Consider the following 18,986-nt stretch of genomic DNA (forward strand, 5'->3'; position numbering starts at 1 on the left):
CGGCAACCTGCCACATTCCGCCCGGCCGCTTTACCTACCATTTTAGTCGGACTTGAGTCTCCGAAGTCGTGGGGTTTATCCGCGTGAACGAAATGAGTGCCTCCTTGGACATGTCCCGGCCTGAAATCTACGAGCAAAGCGAAACCGCGCCGCGGCCTGCCAAACAGGCGATCCTGCGCGGGCTGACCATGCGCTGTCCGGCCTGCGGCAAGGGCCGTATGTTCTACAAGTTCCTTAAAGTGTCCGATCACTGCCCGGATTGCGGCGAGGCGCTGCACTACCACCAGGCGGACGACGCCCCGCCCTATTTCACGATCATGATCGTCGGGCATGTCATCGTGCCGATGATGCTCTGGCTGGAACTCGAATATCTGCCGCCTGTCTGGGTGCATATGGCGCTTTGGCCGGCCCTTACCCTGCTTCTGTCGCTATGGCTGCTACCACGCCTGAAAGGCGGCATTGTGGGCTGGCAATGGGCCGCCCGCATGCACGGTTTCGGCAATCCAGACGTGGAACGGGGCACCACCCCGAACTGAGCCTCGCGGGACAGCCGACTGGACAGTCCATTGGCGCCGGGCCATCCTCTGCCCAAAGCAATTCAGAAACGTCAGGGAGGATGGCGCATGACAGAGAGCGCCCGGGGCACTTTTGATCCCAAACAATCGCGCGGTCAGGAATATCGCGACGGCGCCACCCGCGCGGTGCGCCCGCGCGATGCCGCGACCCTCATCATCGTCAACAACGATACGAGCCGGCCCAAGGTTCTGATGGGACAACGGCATGCGAACCATAAGTTTATGCCGAACAAATTCGTCTTTCCCGGCGGCCGCGTGGACCGCGCCGACAGCCGCGTGCGCGCAGCCGAAGACTTGCGCCCCGTCGTCACGCGGCGCCTGATGACCCGCATGCGCGGTACGCCCAGCGAAAACCGTGCCCGCGCACTCGCCATGGCCGCCATCCGCGAAACCTTCGAGGAGACCGGTCTCGTTCTCGGCAAGCCCGTGCGCGATGCCATGTCGAGCAAGCATGAAGACTGGGCGGCCTATTTCGCGCAAGGCGTGGCGCCCGCGCTCGGACGGCTCGACTTCGTTGCCCGCGCCATCACCCCACCCTATCGCACGCGCCGTTTCGACACGCGCTTCTTTATCGCGGACGCCGAACATATTCAGGGCGACCCGCTCGCCGTGGCCGGGTCGGGCGAATTACAGGGCCTGCACTGGCTGACGCTCGCCGATGCGCGCGATCTCGACCTGCCCAACATCACCCGCGTGGTGCTGGACGAGATCGAGGAACGCCTGACGCAGAACAGAGCCGCCCAGGCGCGCAGGCCCGTCCCCTTCATTCACTTCCGCAACGGCTCGGCCATCCGCGACGAAATCAAGGACTGAGCCTCTTGCAGCCTGCCGCCCCCAAAACCCGCGCGGTGCGCCCGCGCGACGCCGCCAGCCTCGTCCTGATCGACCGCTCGGGCGAGGAACCGCGTATCCTGATGGGCCGCCGCCATTCGAAAATGTCCTTCGTACCCGACGCTTTCGTCTTTCCCGGCGGCAAGCTCGACGCCACGGACGAAAAGGCGAAACCGGCAACCGCGTTCGATAGCGAAATGAAAGCGCAGATTGCGCAAACCCCGGCGCTGGGACGGCGGGCGGCGGCGCTCGCCATGGCCGCCATTCGCGAGACCATGGAGGAAACGGGCCTCATGATCGCCGCACCGGGCGATGTCGGCGAGGCGTCGGGCAAAGCCTGGTCTCCTTTCCGCGAACAGGGGCTCGCCCCGCATCTGGCGCCGCTGCGCTTTGTCGCCCGCGCCATCACGCCCACCGAAAGCCCGATCCGCTTTCACGCCCGCTTCTATGCCGCGCCCGCCGAAATCGCCGCGGGCGAACTACGCGGCAGCGGCGAACTGGAAGACCTCGACTGGTATCCCCTGTCGGAAGCGCTGAAGCTGCCGGTGATCGATGTCACCGAATTCGTACTTCATGAGGTTAGAACCGGCATACCCGAGCAGGCATCGGGCGACAGGCCGGTCCCGCTCTTCGCCTACAGAAACGGGCGGCCGCTTTTGCGGAAGTAGAATGGACGACACGCAACAGACGCTGACCATGGAAGTCCCGCCCGGGATGCGGCAGGGCGAACTGACGCCCCGTCAGCGCCGAAACAGCCTCATCGCCGTCATCGCCTGTATTTCGGTCGTGGGCATGGGGCTTGGCGTCTCGATCCCCCTTCTCGCGCTGATGATGGAGCGTGAGGGGCTTTCCGGCACGCTGATCGGCGCCAACACGGCCATGCCCGCCCTCGCGACGCTCGCCTTCACGCCCTTCATACCGGCCATTCTGCAGCGCGTCCCGATCATCCCCTTCCTGCTGGGATGTATCCTCATCTGCGGCCTGGCCATGCCGAGTTACTATCTCTTTCCGAATGTCTGGCTCTGGTTCGCCATCCGCTTCGTGAACGGCATCGGCCTCACCGGCCTTTTCGTGGTGAGCGAATTCTGGGTCAACTCGCTGGCCGACGAAAAAGCGCGCGGCCGCATGATCGGCATTTACGGCACGGTACTCTCCGCGGGCTTCGCCTCCGGCCCCATCCTGCTGGCGCTTGTGGGCACGCAAGGCGCAACCCCCTTCGTCACCATATCGCTCGTCATTCTCGCCGCCGGCATCCCGTTGGTCTTTTTCGGCCGCGGCCTCGCCCCCCGCCTGACGGAACGGCCGAGCCGGGGCCTTTTGAGCTTCGTGCTGGTGGCGCCCGCCGCCACGCTGGCCGGCCTCGTCTATGGCGCGACCGAGACGGATGTTTTCAACCTTCTTCCCGTTTATGCCGTGCGCATCGGCATGACGGAACAGTCGGCGGCCTTCGTCCTGTCGATCTTCGCGGCCGGCAATATCCTCTTCCAGATCCCCATCGGCTATTGGGCCGACCGCACAGACCGGCGGCTCGTCCTTATGGTCTGCGCCGCCGTAGGCATGATCGGCGCTCTGGCCATTCCGGCCGTTTCCGGCTCGATCTGGACCTTCGCACCGACGCTTTTCGTCTTTGGCGGCGTGGTGGTGGGCCTCTACACGGTGGGCCTCACCCTGCTGGGCGAGCGATTCCGGGGCGCGGACCTGGCCAGCGCCAATGGCGCCTTCGTCATCATGTATTCGGTGGGCGCGCTCGCCGGGCCACCCGTTTCGGGTTATGCGATGGAGCTTTGGGACCCGCATGGCCTCGTCATCGCCATAGGGGGGATTTGCGGGCTTTATCTGCTGGTGGCGGGCTGGCGCTACTTCACCGGCCCGAAAGGCCCCGCCAACACCGGTTTTCCCGGCGAAACGCCCGGAAAATCGGGCTCTTGACTTCGCAGGGCGCACGAGTAGTCTCCCGCCAACACGCACATCCTCAGATTGCGAGACGACCATCCGCGAGGGTCCCTAAACCCCGCGCAACCACAGGGATTTCGCGCCATGGCGAAGCCGACCACGATCAAGATCAAGCTCGAGAGCACGGCGGATACGGGCTACTTCTACGTTGCCAAGAAGAACAGCCGCACGATGACCGAGAAGATGACGGTCCGCAAATACGACCCCATCGCTCGCAAGCATGTCGAGTTCAAAGAGACGAAAATCAAATAAGATCAGAGCAGGCCACGGCCTGCTCTTTTCATATCCGCCCTCTTTCACGGTTTCCGAACCGACGAAAAATCGGCGCAGACACGACAAAGGCCGGTCCCAGGGACCGGCCTTTCGTCATTCCGCCTCTCAATGCCTCTTCGCCACCTCCACCGGGGGGGGTGGCCGGCCGGGAAATTATGCGGGTATCAGAGGAGGCCACTCCACTACCACGCCCCGACCGGCCGTGCCCCGCGGACCCAGGAGATGCGGCGGACCTGAGCACCCCACGGGGACACGTTTCGTTGCCGTTCGTCTATCCGCCTCACCCCCCAGCAAGGGCGGGAGACTGTGCGGCAACGAGATTCCGCGTTTAGAAAAAAATTACCATGTCTTGCAACAGGGATAAAGTGACACGATAAAGTCAAAGCCCAGAGGCTTGAAACATATTAAAAAATTAAGGTTAACAAACGGCCGCCCCACTTCATCCAATGCCTGAAGCGGCCAGATCTAAATGTCCATTTTCGGGACGAATCCGCGGAAAAATGCCTGCTCAGGCCGCCTGGGCGACAACCTTGTTGCGACCGCTGCGCTTGGCTTCGTAGAGGCAGTCATCGGCCCGGGACAGCAGGTCCGACGGGCTGTCACCGCCTCCGATCGTGGTCGAAAGACCGATCGATACCGTCACATCGAGCACGGTTGCGTCATCGTCGAGAGCGAAAGGCCGCGACGCGATGCAGACCCTCAGCCGCTCCGCCACCACTTTGGCGAAATCCGCATCCGTATCGGGCATCACGACAACGAATTCCTCGCCGCCCAGCCGGCAGCACAGATCCACGCCACGGACATTGTGAGCGATCCGCTGGGCGAACTCCCGCAGCACGGCGTCGCCCGCCGGATGCCCATAGGTGTCGTTGACCGCCTTGAAGTGATCGATGTCGAAGATCAGCAGGGAAACCTGCTTGCCGGTATGCGCGGCGTCACCGACGAGCGATTCCAGATGGCCTTCCATATATCGCCGATTGTGAAGCCCGGTCAGCGGGTCGGTCACCGCCTGTTCCATGCCCTGCTGGAACCTGTCGCGCAGGAAGTCCTGATAGCGCTTGCGGCGAAGCTGCGAGCGGCAACGGGCCAGAAGCTCGTTCCGCTCCACCGGACGGACCAGATAGTCGTTCACGCCCATATCCAGCGCTCGGACGAGCCGCGCGGTATCGCCTTCCTCGACGATAGCCAGAATCGGCGTCTGTCGCGTCGCCTCCAGCGAGCGGAGCTGCGAGCACAGGCGAAGCCCGTCATGCTGCTCAAGCGTGAGGCTCACGATATACATGTCGAAATTGCCGTTGCCGGCCAGCTCGATCAACTCGTCCGGGGTTTCCGACACCATGACGGTATGTTCCGAGGAGAGCGTGTCGGTGATGCGCCGCAAGGAGGACGGCCTGTCGTCGATAACGAGGAATCGGCCCGGCTCCTTCAGGAGCATCTCCGCCCCTTCCCTGGCGGTGAAAGCGCCGATGCGCTGGCCCGTCGCATCGCGCAGACGCAACTCGTCGGTCACCATTTTCAGGCGAACGAGGCTGCGCACACGCGCAAAGAGCGCCAGGTCGTTGACCGGCTTGGTCAGGAAATCGTCGGCCCCTGCCTCCAGCCCCTGGACACGGTCCTTGGGCTGGTCGAGCGCGGTGACCATGATGACGGGAATATGTTCGGTCTCGGAGGAGGATTTGAGCCTGCGGCAGACCTCGAACCCGTCCATGCCCGGCATCATCACATCGAGAAGGATGATGTCCGGCTGGCATTCCTTCACGGCCTCCAGGGCTTCCGGCCCGGAACTGGCGGCGAACACTTCGAAATATTCGCCCGTCAGCTTCGCGTCGAGAAGCTTCAGGTTCGCCGGAATATCGTCGACTATCAGTATGCGGGCCGTCACAAGCTCACCTCAGCCGAGGAACCGTTTAACCGTCTCCAGAAACTGGGTCACGGAAATGGGTTTGGAGATATAGGCCTCGCACCCACCCTCACGGATCTTTTCTTCATCGCCCTTCATCGCAAACGCTGTAACGGCAACGACGGGTATCGCTCTGAGACTGTCGTCTTCCTTGATCCACTTCGTGACCTCGAGTCCGGAAACTTCCGGAAGCTGGATGTCCATCAGAATCAGGTCCGGACGGTTTTCCCTGGCGATTTCGAGGGCCTCGATACCGTCTCGCGTCTGCAGCGTCTCGTAGCCGTGGGCATCCAGCAAATCGTGAAAGAGCTTCATGTTAAGCTCATTGTCTTCCACGATCAGGACTTTCTTCGACATAGCGTCCATCGCTCCGAAACTCCAATTTACCTCGAAACCGGCGAGGGGTATCCCCGCGATTCACTGGCAGGATCAGCCCGATAGTGCCCCCGACATCCTTAACCAACTCTTTATCAATGGCCGGAATCGGGGAAAAACCGCGCTTGTTGCCTCCAGAGCCCCCATATTCGCAATTCACGCTAAACTCGAGATTAATGCGAGCGGTCTTTCTCGCTCAAAATGCAAAAAACAACTGCGCAAGGACCGGTCTCCCGGAGATCTGCGACGGAAAATCGGGATTCGGTTGAGGTTTCCCGAGGGAGAAGAACATTGAAACGCGACCGCGCGGAAACGATCGCCATCAAGGCGCTCACCTTCATGGCGCACGATCAGGATTTGATGGGCGCCTTTCTGGCTCAGTCCGGCCTCTCGCCGGACGAATTGCGCGAGCGCCTGAACGAGCCGGGCTTTCTCATCGGCGTCCTCGACTTCCTGCTGATGGAAGACGAGCGCGTGCTGGCGTTCTGCGCCGCCGAGGGGCTGTCGCCCGAAACCCCGCTGGCCGCCCGCCATGCCCTGCCCGGCGGCGAACACGTGAACTGGACGTAAAGCCCCGCATGACATCGCCCGATCCGCTTGCCCTTCACGAAAGCGTCCCCGCGCAGCTCGACGAGTTGACGCTGGAACGCGGCCGCCCCCTCATCGTCACCGATTGCGACGAGGTGCTGGTGGCCTTCCTGAAAGGGCTGGAGCGCTATCTGGAGGCGAACGACCTCTGGATCGACCTTCAAAGCTTCGCCCTTTCCGGCAATATCAAGCATCGCGGCACGAACGAACCCGTGCCGCCGAAAGAGATGCCGGCCCTGCTCGAACGCTTCTTCGACACCGAAACCCACCGGCTGGAAGCGGTCGAAGGCGCCGCCGAGGCCCTTTCCGGTCTGTCGAAGCGGGCACAGGTGGTGGTGCTGTCCAACCTGCCCCTGACGCAACGCCGCGCCAGGATCGACAATCTGGCCGCGCAGGGCCTCGACTATCCCGTCATCGCCAATCAGGGCCTGAAGGGCGGTCCGGTCCGCAGGCTGGCCGAACTGGTGGAGGCGCCGGTCTTCTTTCTCGATGACCTGCCGCCCAACATCTCCTCCGTGGCAGAGGCACATGAACCTTCGTACCGCATTCACTTCATCGCGGATGAACGGCTGGCGAAACTGCTGGGCCCGGCAAAGGACAGCCATTTCCACACCACCGACTGGAACAAGGCAAAAGCCTTCATCGAAGAGAAGCTGGCCGCGGAAGGCTTCTGACGGGGCGACCGGACCGCTATTCTGCCCTTTGCAAACGACAACCGGATTTTGAGTCTCCGCCATGCGGATCGGCATCGACCTCGGAGGAACGAAGATCGAAGGCATCGTTCTCGATGCCGGGGGGAATGTGCGCGCAAGACAGCGTATCCCCTCCCCGCGCGGCGACTATGACGACACGCTGAACGCCATTCGCGGCATGGTGGCGCATCTCGAAACCGATTGCGGCGAGCGCTGCTCCGTCGGCATCGGTATGCCGGGCGCCATCTCGCCCGCCAGCGGACTGGTCAAGAACGCCAACTCGACATGGCTCATCGGCCATCCCTTCGCAACCGATCTGGAAGACCGGCTGGGCCGGGAGGTTCGCCTTGCCAACGATGCCGATTGCTTTGCACTCTCCGAGGCAAAGGACGGCGCAGGCTCAGGCTGCCGCACCGTGTTCGGCGTCATCATCGGAACCGGAACGGGCGGCGGCATCGTGCATGACGGCCAGCTTCTCTCCGGCCCCAATGCGATTGCCGGAGAATGGGGACACAATCCCCTGCCCTGGCCCCGCGAAGAGGAATTGCCCGGCCCTGACTGCTATTGCGGCAAGCAGGGCTGCATCGAAACATGGACGAGCGGCCCCGGCCTTTCCGCCGCCTTCGCGCGGGATACGGGCCGCGACGCCACGGCGGAGGAAATCGCCCGCGCCGCGCAGGCAGGCGACCCGAAAGCCGCCGACGCAATCCGCCGCTATGCCGACCGCCTTGCCCGCGCCCTGGCATCGGTCGTCAATATCCTCGATCCCGACATGGTGGTGCTGGGCGGCGGCATGTCGAATATCGCAGCCCTCTACACGCTGCTGCCCGACCTTCTCCCCTCTTACGTCTTTTCCGACACGGTGCGTACACGGATAGAACGTCACCGTCATGGAGACGCCTCGGGCGTGCGCGGCGCGGCATGGCTCTGGCCGGAAAGGCAGACACCATGACCGAAAAGACAGAAGAAGGAGAAGAAGACCGGACACCCGGCTTTTGCCGCGACTGCTTCACGCGCCTCACGGGCCGCGTCGCCCGCTGCCCGGCCTGCAAACGCCCGCGCCTCGTCTGGCACGACGAAATCGACAGCCTCGCCATCGCGCATATGGATTGCGACGCCTTCTACGCATCGGTGGAGAAGCGCGACAATCCCGATTTGCGCGACAAGCCGCTCATCATCGGCGGGGGGACGCGCGGCGTCGTTTCCACCGCCTGCTACATTGCGCGTATTCGCGGCGTTCGTTCCGCCATGCCCATGTTCAAGGCCAAAGCCCTTTGCCCCGATGCCGTGGTGATGAAACCCGACATGACGAAATATGCGGCCGTCGCCAAAGAGGTCCGCGCGTTGATGCGCGATCTGACGCCGCTGGTGGAGCCGGTATCCATCGACGAGGCCTTTCTCGACCTTTCCGGCACCGAACGCCTGCATCATGCAAGCCCGGCGATCAGCGCCGCGAAGCTGGTGAAACGGATCGAAACCGATATCGGCATCACCGCCTCGATCGGCCTCAGCCACAACAAGTTCCTCGCCAAGATGGCCTCCGACCTCGACAAGCCGCGCGGCTTTTCCGTGATCGGCAAGGCGGAAACCATCGCCTTCCTCGCCGAAAGACCCGTCTCCATGATCTGGGGCGTGGGAAAATCGCTGAACGCGAAACTCGCCGCGCAAGGGATCACCCATATCGGCCAGCTTCAGCATATGGATGAAAACGACCTGATGGCCCGCTACGGCGTCATGGGCCGCAGGCTCTGGCGGCTGGCGCGCGGGCAGGATGCGCGCATCGTCGAGCCCTCGCATGAAACCAAAAGCATCTCCACCGAGATCACGTTCCCGACCGACATTTCATCGCGCGCCGAACTCGACCGCACATTGTGGAAACTCTGCGAGAAAGTATCCGCGCGCGCCAAGGAGGCCGGCCTTGCCGGATCGACCATCGTCCTGAAGCTCAAGACCGGCGACTTCAAGACACGCACCCGCAACCAGACGCTGCACGATCCTACCCAGCTTGCCGACCGCATCTACCGTACGGCCTCGCCCATGCTGGTGCGCGAAGCGGACGGCACCCCGTTCCGCCTCATCGGCGTCGGCATTTCCCAACTCACCGACGGCGATCTGGCCGACCCGCCCGACATGCTCGACCCCGGCTCCATGCGACGCGCAGACGCCGAACGCGCCATGGACAGGCTGCGTGCCAAATTCGGCAAGGACGCCATCATCTCCGGGCGGACGCTGCCGAAGAAATAGGTCAGCAGCTCCCTGCCGGGAAATATTCCAGCCCCACCAGATGACCGGCAAGCGACATATCCGGATAGTCCAGTTCGAGCCTCGTCACGACGCCATTGGGATAGAGACGGAAAACCATCTGGAATTCGGGCTCGCTGTCGCCCGGCCCATCCTCGAAATAGGAGACCCGTACCGGCCAGGCCTTCATCCCCGTCAGTTGCTTGCCGGCCTGCGCATTGACGATCTTGACCCGACGGGCCTCCTTGCCGGGCTGAACGGGTTCGCCGATGAACGCGGAGGAAAGCGTCGCATTATCCTCCGCCCCGTCGAACACTTTCTGCGCAACGATCTTTTCGCCCGCCTGCGCCGCCTCGATCAGCGCGATATTCGCCGCGGCGGGAAACAGCACCGCGCCGGAAAGCGGCACGGACGGCTCCCCGTCAATGGCAATCATGGCCGTGTCCGCCGCCGGATCGCTGTCGACGCGCCCGCTTACCTTTTCCGAACGCTGTCCGTTGAAATAGGTGAGGCGCTCATAGCGAAAGCTCTTGCCGTCAAGCGCTTCCCAGGTGCTGAGGCGGACATCGTTACGCGAAAGACTTTCCTCGGAACGCATATCGGTGACCACCCGCTGGAGCGAGGTGTAACCGTCGCAGGACGGGCCGCCACGCCACTCCACGACCATGCGCCCGGAAACATTGGCGATATCGCTCATCGAATCCGCCTTCAGCAGCGAAAGGTCGTAGATCGCCCTGTGCATCTGCAGCGGCGCGGCCCCCGCCCCAGGGCTCAGGCCGGCAAAGCCCGCAACGACAAGGGCGGCGGCGAAAAGAAGGCGTTTCACATACATGAATCTCGATCCCGAAAGAGCCCGGGGCCTTGCCCCGGCGCGGCCTGAGAGCCTACACCAATCATCTATGGTTTGCAGATCGCGGATGGAACAATGGCTCGCCCGACAATCCTCATCACCCGGAAATGGCCCGAGCAGGCGCAAGCCCGCGCCTCCGATACCTATGAACTCCGTCTCAATGAAGACGACCGGCTGATAACGACGGCGGAGCTTGTCGAGGCCGCCCGGGGCTGCGACGCCCTGTTGCCCACGGTAACCGACAGGCTCGACGCCGCCGCCATCGACGCCCTGCCCGCTTCGGTAAAGATCATCGCCACCGCCTCGGTCGGCTACGACCATATCGACGTTGCCGCCGCGCAAGCGCGCGGCATCGCGGTGACCAACACGCCGGACGCACTGACGGAGGCGACGGCCGAAATCGCCATCCTGCTGATGCTGGGCGCGGCGCGCGGCGCCTCTTCGGCGGAACGCATGCTGAGAGAGGGAGAATGGAAAAGCTGGTCGCCCACCGGCATGCTGGGCATCGAGGTCAGCGGCAAACGCATGGCGATTCTTGGCATGGGCCGCATCGGCCAATCGGTGGCGCGCAAGGCACGTGCCTTCGGTATGGAAATCCACTACCACAATCGCCATGCGCTCGATGAGAGCGAGGCCGAGGGCGCCATCTACCATGAAACGCCGGACACGCTTTTCGGGGTGGCGGATGTGCTGTCGATCAACTGCGCCTCGACGCCCGAAACCCGGGGGCTGGTGAACGCCGCGCGCCTCGCCTTGCTGCCGGACGATGCCGTGCTGGTGAACACCGCGCGCGGCGACATTGTGGACGACGATGCACTGATCGCCGGGCTGAAGGCGGGACGGCCCGCCGCCGCCGGGCTCGACGTTTTCAACAACGAGCCGGCCTTCCACAAAGGGTATCTGGACCTTCCCAATGCGTTCCTGCTGCCTCATCTCGGCAGTGCGACGCTCAGCACCCGAACGGCCATGGCCGAACGCGCACTCGACAATCTCGACGCCTTCTTCAAGGGAGAAAGGCCGGGCGATCTCGTGACCGCCTGACGGGCAGAAAGATCGTCCGGCCTTTGTATCGGGTTTACCCCGCGGGGTGAGGCCTGCCGCGTCCGTCCCCTGCGATACCGGCATATGCCGCGGCCTTTTGCAGCGCCATGAGCCCCGCCAGCGCAAGCACGTTCACAGCGAAAATTTCCCGCATGATTTCGCCCGTGAAGGCCCCGAATCCCGATTGCATGGCCATCGCCGTCATATAAAGCACCGCTTCATATGCGAGAAAAGCCACCATCAGCCCAAAGGCCGCGGAACCGAAATCGCCGAAACGCGAGATGACGGATCGTATCTGGAAAACGGCCAGCGTCGCCATCAAAGCCCCCGCGCCGATCGCAGCGCCCCAGAGGAACGTGCTCGCCGCAAGCGGATAGCCGAGAAGGCCAAAACCGATCGCCTGATTGACGCCCCACGCCGCGCCGACAAGCAACAATCCGTCGCGACGGCTCATATTCAGGGCGGCGACCGTTGCCAGCGCCGCAAACGGCGTCGCGCAGGTGAACACATAGCTCAACCCCACACTCGCCGCGCCAAGGATACCGAACAGAATCCATTGCCGGTTATCATTCATCTCTACGTCTTCCTTTCCGCCCCACCCGGGCTCTCGTCGGGGGAATGCATGAAGGCCTGAAAGGAAAACGGATGACGCCGCCTGCCGTCAGCCTTCGGAGCACCCCGCCCGAGGAATGAACATCGTCTTGTTACGGCAGGTCTCCTGGCTCGCGGCTCAATGCGATGGCCCGCCTTCCCGATGCACCGGCACCAGTGGCAGATCATGGGCAATCGCTCGCCGCTTACAGTTGCGGGGGCAGCTCCGGCCTTGTTCATGGAAAGAACGCACCGGATTCCCTCGTCCCGCCATGGGGGCGGGACGCCGTAACGGCCCGAGAGTGGCGATCCAGACGCGCGTGTCAAGGAAACAACTTCCCAGCGGGCGCCCCATGCCCGGCAGCAATTACCTGCTTACCGGAACCTTGACGGCATTTTTTCGCAGAAAACTGTGCGTTTTAACTTTGGCAAGGTGCTTGCTTCCTGCCAGTCAGGCTGAAATCCAGGACTGGTCCCGTACCAACGATACGAGGGACCTGATCGGGGGGACACAGAGATGGCACGAACAAATCATCTGGGGGCGATGGGAAGCTATGCGTCTCCCGACGTCGTGGGCGAAAGATCCGATTCTCTGACCGCACGCTTTCGCGACATGATGTCGGCGAGCCCCTCCAGCGGCGCGGACCGCCATCTGATGGAACGCGCGCTTGCCTATGCGCGGGAAGCGGAAACCCGCATCATGGAACTCAATGAGCGCGTCCACCGCCTGGAGGCGCTGAGCCAGACCGACGAACTGACCGGCCTTCTCAACCGGCGCGGCTTCCACGACATCCTTCACCGCAATCTGATGAGCGCCACGCGCTACAGCGAAACCGGCGTGCTCGCCTATATCGATCTGGACGGCTTCAAGGCGGTAAACGACGAACACGGTCACGCCGCGGGCGACGAAGTGCTGCGCGCCGTGGGCGCCTATCTCAAGCGGAGCGTTCGCGCGACCGATTTCGCCGCGCGTCTGGGCGGCGACGAATTCGCGCTGATCTTCGTGCGCGCCGACATCCGCCCCGCCAGGGAACGCGCCCGCGACATCGTGCGCGGCATCAACTCGCTGAAGGCCGTCTATTCGAATGTCGAACTGCCGGTCAAGGCAAGCCTCGGCACCGCGACCTATCACGGCGAGACGGACGGTCACGAACTGATGGAACGCGCCGACCGCGCCATGTACCGCGCCAAGAAGCAACGCCCGCGCATCGTACCCTTCACCATGCACGAATGACGCTAGAGACCGCGCTCACGGTTTCCCGTGATGAGCCGAAATGGGGTGATACAGCTCCGGACGCCTGTCACGGAAAAGGCCCCAGCCGACGCGGCGCTTGCGGATTTCGTCCAGGTCGAATGTCGCCGTGATGACTTCCTGCTTGTCGCGGCTGGCCTCCGCCACGATCTCGCCCGTCGGACCCGACAGGAACGACGACCCGTAAAACGTCAGCTCGCATTCCTCGCCGACTTCCTTCCCGATCCGATTCGACGCGACCAGCGGCACGATATTCGCCGCCGCATGGCCCTGCATGACGCGCTGCCAGTGATCGCGCGAGTCGATGGGCGGCGCGGGCGGCGGCTCCGACCCGATCGCCGTGGGATAGAAAAGCGCCTCCGCCCCCTGCACGGCCATGGCGCGCGCGGCTTCCGGGAACCACTGATCCCAGCAGATCGCCGCGCCGAACCGCCCATAGGCCGTATCCCAGACCTTGAAGCCGGTATCGCCGGGCGAGAAATAGTACTTCTCCTGATAGCCCGGCCCGTCGGGAATATGGCTCTTGCGATAAAGGCCCAGCACCTCGCCATCCGCGTCGATCATCACCAGCGAATTGAAATGCGCATGATGCGCGCGCTCGAAAAAGGAAAGCGGCAGGACGACCTTCAACTCCTTCGCCAGATCGCGCATACGCTGGATGAGTTCATGCTCCATCGCCTCAGCGGCGAGCTCGAAATGCTCCGGCTTGCGTTCCTTGCAGAAATAGGGCGTTTCGAAAAGCTCCTGCAGAAGGATCGCCTGCGCGCCTTTCTCCGCCGCTTCCCGTACCAGCGAGACCGCGCGATCGACATTCTCGTCCCGCGCCCAGCTGCAGGCCATCTGCGTGGCCGCGAATGTGACTTCCCGCATGACGCATCATCCTCGAATGACATCCCAAGGCCGGAAATATAGGCCTTCGACATCGCTCTGCACAGGCGTCATCTTGTCGAACGGCCCTCGCCGGGCCGGAGCCGCTTCGCTATAAAGACGGTCGAAGCCAACATGCGACAAAGGGAGAAGGACATGGGTGGACAGATAGAAACGCGCCTCAAGGAACTCGGGATCGACCTGCCCAAGGCGTCGGCGCCCGCCGGCAGCTATGTTCCCTTCGTCATCACCGGCAATCAGGTCTTCATTTCCGGCCAGGGGCCCGTCGGGCCGAACGGGCTTGAATATACCGGCAAGGTCGGCGCCGAGCAGACCGCCGAAACCGCGGCGAAATCGGCCCGCCTGACGGCCCTCAACGTGATTGCCCAGCTCAAGGAAGCCTGTGGCGGCGATCTGGACCGGGTGACGCGCATCGTGAAGCTGACGGGCTTCGTCAACTGCGCCCCCGATTTCGACCAGCACCCCACCGTCATCAACGGCGCCTCCGATCTGCTGGTGGAGATCTTCGGCGACAAGGGCCGCCACGCCCGCTCCGCCGTGGGCATGGCAAGCCTTCCCTTTCAGATGACGACCGAGATCGAAGCGGTAGCGGAAATCGCGTGACGGCCCGGTCCGCCTGCCGATTTTGCGTCCGCGCCTCTCTCGACTAGATTCACGCTTATGGGTGACGCGGAACAAGCCATTATCAGAGCGGTGAACAGCCTGTCGGAGGTCGATCCGGCGGCGTGGGATGCCTGCGCCAACCCGCCGGGCGAGCCCTACAACCCGTTCCTGCGCCACGCTTTCCTCTCCGCGCTGGAGGAAAGCGGCTCCGCCACGCGCGCAACCGGCTGGCTGCCCTACCACCTGTTGCTCGAAGACGGCGCAGGCAGCGTGGCCGGCGCCATGCCCATGTATCTGAAGAGCCATAGCCGGGGCGAATATGTGTTCGACTATGGCTGGGCGGACGCCTTCGAGCGCGCAGGCGGCAGTTACTACCCCAAATTGCAGGTATCCATCCCCTTCACGCCCGTGACGGGACGGCGGCTTCTGGTGCCGCCCGGCCCCGCCATGGACGCCTCCCGGGACGCGCTGATCGCGGGCGGCATCGAAGTCGGCAACCGGCTCGGCACTTCGTCATTGCACATAACCTTCCTGACCGAAGAGGAATGGGACTATCTCGGCGACCGGGGCCTGCTGCAACGCACCGACCAGCAATTCCACTGGCACAATCGCGACTATGGCAGCTTCGACGATTTCCTCGCCGATCTGTCCTCGCGCAAGCGCAAGAACATCCGCAAGGAACGACAACGCGCGCTGGAAAACGGTATCGAGATCGAATGGGTGACGGGCAGCGACCTTACCGAGGATCACTGGGACGCCTTCTATATGTTCTATATGGATACGGGCGCACGCAAATGGGGCTCGCCCTACCTCACCCGGTCCTTCTTCAGCATCGTCAATGAGCGCATGCCGGAAGACATTCTGCTCATCATGGCAAAGCGCGACGGCCGCTACATCGCCGGCGCCCTGAACCTGATCGGCTCCGACGCGCTATACGGGCGCAACTGGGGCGCGGTGGAGCACCATCCCTTTCTGCATTTCGAATGCTGCTACTATCAGGCCATCGACTTTGCCATCGACAGAGGGCTGCAGCGGGTCGAGGCCGGCGCGCAGGGCGAACACAAGCTCGCCCGGGGCTACGTTCCCTCGCGCACCCATAGCGCGCACTGGATCGCCAATGAGAGCTTCCGAAATGCTGTCGGCGAATATCTGGAGCGCGAACGCCAGTATGTCGAGCACGACATCGAAACGCTTGGCGAATACGCCCCCTTTCGGCACGATAACGACGCAATACAACGCGAAGAGGACGACTTCTGATCCATGGCCTATGACAAGAACAATATTTTCGCCAAAATCCTTCGAGACGAGGCACCCTGCTTCAAGGTCTATGAGGACGACATGACCCTCGCCTTCATGGATGTGATGCCGCAGGCGGAGGGCCACACGCTTGTCATCCCCAAATCCGAGGCGGAAAACCTGTTCGACCTCGATGCCGATTACGCCGCCGCCATGGCACGGACGACGAAAAAGGTCGCCGCGGCGGTGAAGAAGGCCTTCGACGCGCCGGGCATCATGATCGCACAGCTGAACGGCGCACCCGCCGGACAGACCGTGTTCCACATCCATACGCACATCATTCCGCGCGCGGAGGGGATCGACCTGAAACTGCATGCACGTCAGATGGCCGATATGGATATTCTGAAACAACATGCCGAGCGCGTGATCGCCGCGCTGGACTGAAACGGCTTTTATCGGGGGCCGCGGAAAGCGAAATCGCCGCGGCATGTGGGGAAATATGAAGACAAAAAAAATGACGGCACTGGCTGTCGGCATAGGCGCCGCGTCGGTGCTGCTGCTTACCGCCTGCGAAGAAAAGAAGGAAACGCCCGCCCAGCGCTTTTCGATGGAAGAGGTCACGGCCCCCTCTCCCTTTCATGGCATTCACGGGATCACCGTCGAAAAGGATGGCACCATGCTGGCGGGCAGCGTGATCGGCCGCAGCATCTACGAAGTCGATCCGGAAACCGGCGCCACGGCCGTTTACGAAGGTCCGCCCAAAGGCATGGCGGACGATCTGGAACAGGGCCCCGACGGGACGCTCGCCTGGACCGCCTTCATCGACGGCAAGGTCCATGCCCGCAAACCCGACGGTACGGTGACGACGATCGCCGAAGGCCTGCACGGCATCAACTCCATCGCCTGGACCGATGACGGACGCCTTTTCGCAACCCAGGTCTTTCTGGGCGACGCGCTCTATGAACTCGATCCCACAGGCCAGAAATCGCCGCGCAAGATCATGGAAGGCATGGGCGGCCTGAACGGGTTCGACTTCGGCCCCGACGGCAAGCTCTATGGACCGCTCTGGGACAAGGGCGAAATCGCCCGTGTCGACGTGGACAAGGCAACGCTCGATGTCGTCGCCGACGGCTTCGGCATCCCCGCCGCCGTCAATTTCAGCCCCGACGGAAAACTCTTCGCCGTCGATACGCAGCGCGGCGAAGTCGTGCGCGTCGACCCCGCGGATGGCTCGAAAGAGGTCGTGGCGAAAGTAAAACCCGCCATCGACAATCTCGCCTTCGACAATGGCGGCAACCTCTTCATCACCAACATGGCGGATAATGCCGTCATCGCGGTGGACATCCGGAACGGAAAATCCCGCACGGTCGTCTCCGGTCCGCTGGCCGTGGCAGGCGGCATCGCGCGCGCCAATGAAAGCGGCGAGGATGTGCTTTATATCGCCGACGGTTTCGCCTTCCGGAAACTTCATCTCGCCAGCGGCCGGATGGAAGAAATCGCGCGCATGTGGAGCGGCGATATCGACTACCCGCTCAATGTCGCCGTCGCCAACGGCCATGTCACCGTGGCCGGGCTTACCTCGGGCGCCGTGCAGGTCTTCGATCAGGAAGCCGGTAAATCCATCGCCCTCATGCACGGCTTCATCACGCCGAGCGCCGCCATCGCCATGACGGACGGTCGCATCGTCGTGGCCGAATATGCCAAAGGCCGCCTCCTCATGGTGGATCCGGAACATTCCGACGCACGCACCGAAATCGTCACCGGCCTTGAAGGCCCCGAATACATGATGGCGACGGGCGACGGCTCCATCTATGTGAGCGAGACCGAGGGCGGCGTCATCTCGCGCATCGACCCGGAAAGCGGAGAACGGACCGTGCTGGTCGCCGATCTCGACGCGCCCGAAGGCTTCGACATCGCGCCGGACGGCAAACTCATCATCGCCGAGGTCGGCGCGAAACGCATCGTCGCCGTCGATCCGGAAAGCGGCACCAGAGAGGTTTTACGGGCCGACCTGCCCATCGGCCTGAAGGGGCCGGCCGAACTGCCCTCCTCATATGTTCCCACCGGCATCTCCGTGGGCCCCGACGGCGACATCTATTTCTCGTCCGATATCGAGGCCCGGATATTCCGTTTGAGAGAAACCGGCGCCAACTAGAGGTTCGGGAGGAGACAATGAAGATCATTCGGCTTGCCGCTTGTCTCTGTCTCCTCTCACTTGCCGGTGTTACCGCCGCCCGCGCCGCAACCATCGATGTGGACGGCACTGAACGCAACTACCTGATCTTTCGCACCGCCGATCTCCCCCTTCCCGCACCGACCGTCATCGTCTTGCATGGCGGCGGTGGCGGCGCCGAACGCATGGCGGCCTATAACGGCTTCGGGGACTTCGCCAGGGAACACGGCATCCTTGCCATCTATCCCGAAGCCATCGACCATTTCTGGAACGATGGACGAAAGGACGAACGCGGCGCCGCATCTGACGATACAGGCTTCCTGAGAGCGCTGATCCGGACGCTTGTTGCCGAAGGTCTTGCCGACCCGTCCCGCATCTATCTCACCGGCATGTCGAATGGCGGCATGATGACGTTACACATGGCATGTACCGCGCCGGGGCTATTCGCTGCCATCGCGGTGGTCGCTGCTTCCCAGCCACAAGACGTGCCCTGTCCGGTAAAGCAGCCTCTGCCCGTCCTGCTCGTCAACGGAACAGATGATGGCATGGTCCCCTATAAGGGCGGCCCCGTCGGCAAGGGGTGGACAGATCGCGGGCGCGTCATCGGCCATGAAAACACGCTCCGCTTATGGGCACGGGCAAATGACTGCTCGCAAATGGCCGCGACGGCGCCTCTGCCCGATACCGCCCGTGACGGCATGAGATCGACCGAGACCGTGTTCGACTGTCCGGCGGATACCGCCGTCATCGGCATCACGGTCGAAGGTGGCGACCATAGCTGGCCCGGCGGTTCTCGCGGGCCCATCGCGCGCATGCTGCTCGGACCCGTCACGCGGGATTTCAGCGCCAATCGGATAATCTGGAACTTCTTCAAGCCCCGTGCCCGCGCACAATAGAAAACCCCGGCAGTTGCCCGCCGAGGTT

The 18,986-nt window shown here is 63.0% G+C and carries 21 protein-coding genes and 1 riboswitch; of the genes, 16 read left to right on the top strand and 5 right to left on the bottom strand.

Features of this window, described 5'->3' with window-relative positions; translation table 11 throughout:
* Positions 1–110 precede the first annotated feature (110 nt).
* The 5 genes from FHS78_RS01520 (at position 111) to rpmG (ending at position 3,611) form a co-directional block, all read left to right on the top strand.
* A complete protein-coding gene (locus FHS78_RS01520) occupies positions 111–536 on the top strand; it encodes a DUF983 domain-containing protein (RefSeq protein WP_246220294.1) in 426 nt (141 codons plus the stop codon).
* A gap of 87 nt (positions 537–623) precedes the next feature.
* A complete protein-coding gene (locus FHS78_RS01525; protein WP_167089562.1) occupies positions 624–1,388 on the top strand; it encodes an NUDIX hydrolase in 765 nt (254 codons plus the stop codon).
* A gap of 5 nt (positions 1,389–1,393) precedes the next feature.
* Positions 1,394–2,074, top strand: a complete 681-nt coding sequence (locus tag FHS78_RS01530; RefSeq protein ID WP_167089564.1) for an NUDIX hydrolase — start codon at positions 1,394–1,396, stop codon at positions 2,072–2,074.
* Between the two features lies 1 nt (position 2,075).
* Positions 2,076–3,335: an MFS transporter gene (locus FHS78_RS01535; protein WP_167089566.1), complete on the top strand. Its 1,260-nt coding sequence runs from the start codon at positions 2,076–2,078 to the stop codon at positions 3,333–3,335.
* 108 nt (positions 3,336–3,443) lie between these two features.
* The gene (rpmG, locus tag FHS78_RS01540) at positions 3,444–3,611 is read left to right on the top strand and encodes a 50S ribosomal protein L33 (protein WP_167089568.1); all 168 of its coding nucleotides are present in this window, start codon (positions 3,444–3,446) and stop codon (positions 3,609–3,611) included.
* A gap of 529 nt (positions 3,612–4,140) precedes the next feature.
* On the opposite strand, the gene FHS78_RS01545 is transcribed toward rpmG, so the two are convergent.
* Both FHS78_RS01545 and FHS78_RS01550 read right to left on the bottom strand, forming a co-directional pair.
* Complete coding sequence (locus tag FHS78_RS01545) at positions 4,141–5,514, bottom strand: PleD family two-component system response regulator (RefSeq protein WP_167089570.1); 1,374 nt, start codon at positions 5,512–5,514, stop codon at positions 4,141–4,143.
* Between the two features lie 9 nt (positions 5,515–5,523).
* Positions 5,524–5,889 (bottom strand): response regulator, encoded by a 366-nt coding sequence (locus FHS78_RS01550; protein ID WP_167089572.1) that lies wholly within the window; start codon positions 5,887–5,889, stop codon positions 5,524–5,526.
* A gap of 309 nt (positions 5,890–6,198) precedes the next feature.
* On the opposite strand from FHS78_RS01550, the gene FHS78_RS01555 reads away from it, so the two are divergent.
* The 4 genes from FHS78_RS01555 (at position 6,199) to FHS78_RS01570 (ending at position 9,431) form a co-directional block, all read left to right on the top strand.
* A complete protein-coding gene (locus FHS78_RS01555) occupies positions 6,199–6,477 on the top strand; it encodes a DUF3572 domain-containing protein (protein ID WP_246220295.1) in 279 nt (92 codons plus the stop codon).
* A gap of 8 nt (positions 6,478–6,485) precedes the next feature.
* Entirely contained in the window at positions 6,486–7,169 is a 684-nt protein-coding gene (locus tag FHS78_RS01560) for a hypothetical protein (protein WP_167089577.1), read from the top strand.
* Between the two features lie 61 nt (positions 7,170–7,230).
* A complete protein-coding gene (locus tag FHS78_RS01565) occupies positions 7,231–8,139 on the top strand; it encodes an ROK family protein (protein WP_167089579.1) in 909 nt (302 codons plus the stop codon).
* Positions 8,136–9,431 carry a DNA polymerase IV gene (locus FHS78_RS01570; RefSeq protein WP_167089581.1) on the top strand — a complete coding sequence of 432 codons (1,296 nt, stop codon included), beginning with the start codon at positions 8,136–8,138 and terminating at the stop codon, positions 9,429–9,431. The genes FHS78_RS01565 and FHS78_RS01570 overlap by 4 nt, the downstream gene beginning before the upstream one ends.
* Position 9,432: 1 nt before the next feature.
* On the opposite strand, the gene FHS78_RS01575 is transcribed toward FHS78_RS01570, so the two are convergent.
* Complete coding sequence (locus FHS78_RS01575; protein WP_167089583.1) at positions 9,433–10,260, bottom strand: EipB family protein; 828 nt, start codon at positions 10,258–10,260, stop codon at positions 9,433–9,435.
* A 93-nt stretch (positions 10,261–10,353) separates the two neighbouring features.
* Between FHS78_RS01575 and FHS78_RS01580 the strand changes: the two genes are divergently transcribed.
* On the top strand, positions 10,354–11,319 hold the full coding sequence (locus FHS78_RS01580; RefSeq protein WP_167089585.1) for a 2-hydroxyacid dehydrogenase: 966 nt from the start codon (positions 10,354–10,356) through the stop codon (positions 11,317–11,319).
* A gap of 34 nt (positions 11,320–11,353) precedes the next feature.
* Here the strand turns inward: FHS78_RS01580 and FHS78_RS01585 are convergent, their stop codons facing one another.
* Positions 11,354–11,893, bottom strand: coding sequence for a hypothetical protein (locus FHS78_RS01585; protein ID WP_167089587.1), 540 nt, complete (start codon positions 11,891–11,893; stop codon positions 11,354–11,356).
* A gap of 117 nt (positions 11,894–12,010) precedes the next feature.
* Positions 12,011–12,216, bottom strand: a riboswitch (cobalamin riboswitch).
* Between the two features lie 211 nt (positions 12,217–12,427).
* On the opposite strand from FHS78_RS01585, the gene FHS78_RS01590 reads away from it, so the two are divergent.
* Entirely contained in the window at positions 12,428–13,144 is a 717-nt protein-coding gene (locus FHS78_RS01590; RefSeq protein WP_167089589.1) for a GGDEF domain-containing protein, read from the top strand.
* Positions 13,145–13,159: 15 nt separating this feature from the next.
* Here FHS78_RS01590 and aguB read toward each other — a convergent pair whose 3' ends face one another.
* The gene (gene aguB, locus FHS78_RS01595; protein WP_167089591.1) at positions 13,160–14,032 is read right to left on the bottom strand and encodes an N-carbamoylputrescine amidase; all 873 of its coding nucleotides are present in this window, start codon (positions 14,030–14,032) and stop codon (positions 13,160–13,162) included.
* 153 nt (positions 14,033–14,185) lie between these two features.
* Between aguB and FHS78_RS01600 the strand changes: the two genes are divergently transcribed.
* The 5 genes from FHS78_RS01600 to FHS78_RS01620 all read left to right on the top strand — a co-directional run bounded on the left by FHS78_RS01600 (position 14,186) and on the right by FHS78_RS01620 (position 18,958).
* Complete coding sequence (locus tag FHS78_RS01600; protein WP_167089593.1) at positions 14,186–14,653, top strand: RidA family protein; 468 nt, start codon at positions 14,186–14,188, stop codon at positions 14,651–14,653.
* A 57-nt stretch (positions 14,654–14,710) separates the two neighbouring features.
* The gene (locus tag FHS78_RS01605) at positions 14,711–15,910 is read left to right on the top strand and encodes a GNAT family N-acetyltransferase (RefSeq protein WP_167089595.1); all 1,200 of its coding nucleotides are present in this window, start codon (positions 14,711–14,713) and stop codon (positions 15,908–15,910) included.
* Positions 15,911–15,913: 3 nt separating this feature from the next.
* Positions 15,914–16,333 carry an HIT domain-containing protein gene (locus FHS78_RS01610; RefSeq protein WP_167089597.1) on the top strand — a complete coding sequence of 140 codons (420 nt, stop codon included), beginning with the start codon at positions 15,914–15,916 and terminating at the stop codon, positions 16,331–16,333.
* Between the two features lie 70 nt (positions 16,334–16,403).
* Positions 16,404–18,044, top strand: a complete 1,641-nt coding sequence (locus tag FHS78_RS01615; protein WP_167089599.1) for an SMP-30/gluconolactonase/LRE family protein — start codon at positions 16,404–16,406, stop codon at positions 18,042–18,044.
* Between the two features lie 17 nt (positions 18,045–18,061).
* Positions 18,062–18,958, top strand: a complete 897-nt coding sequence (locus FHS78_RS01620; RefSeq protein WP_167089601.1) for a CE1 family esterase — start codon at positions 18,062–18,064, stop codon at positions 18,956–18,958.
* Positions 18,959–18,986 lie beyond the last annotated feature (28 nt).

The organism is Parvibaculum indicum (assembly GCF_011762095.1).
GTDB lineage: Bacteria > Pseudomonadota > Alphaproteobacteria > Parvibaculales > Parvibaculaceae > Parvibaculum > Parvibaculum indicum.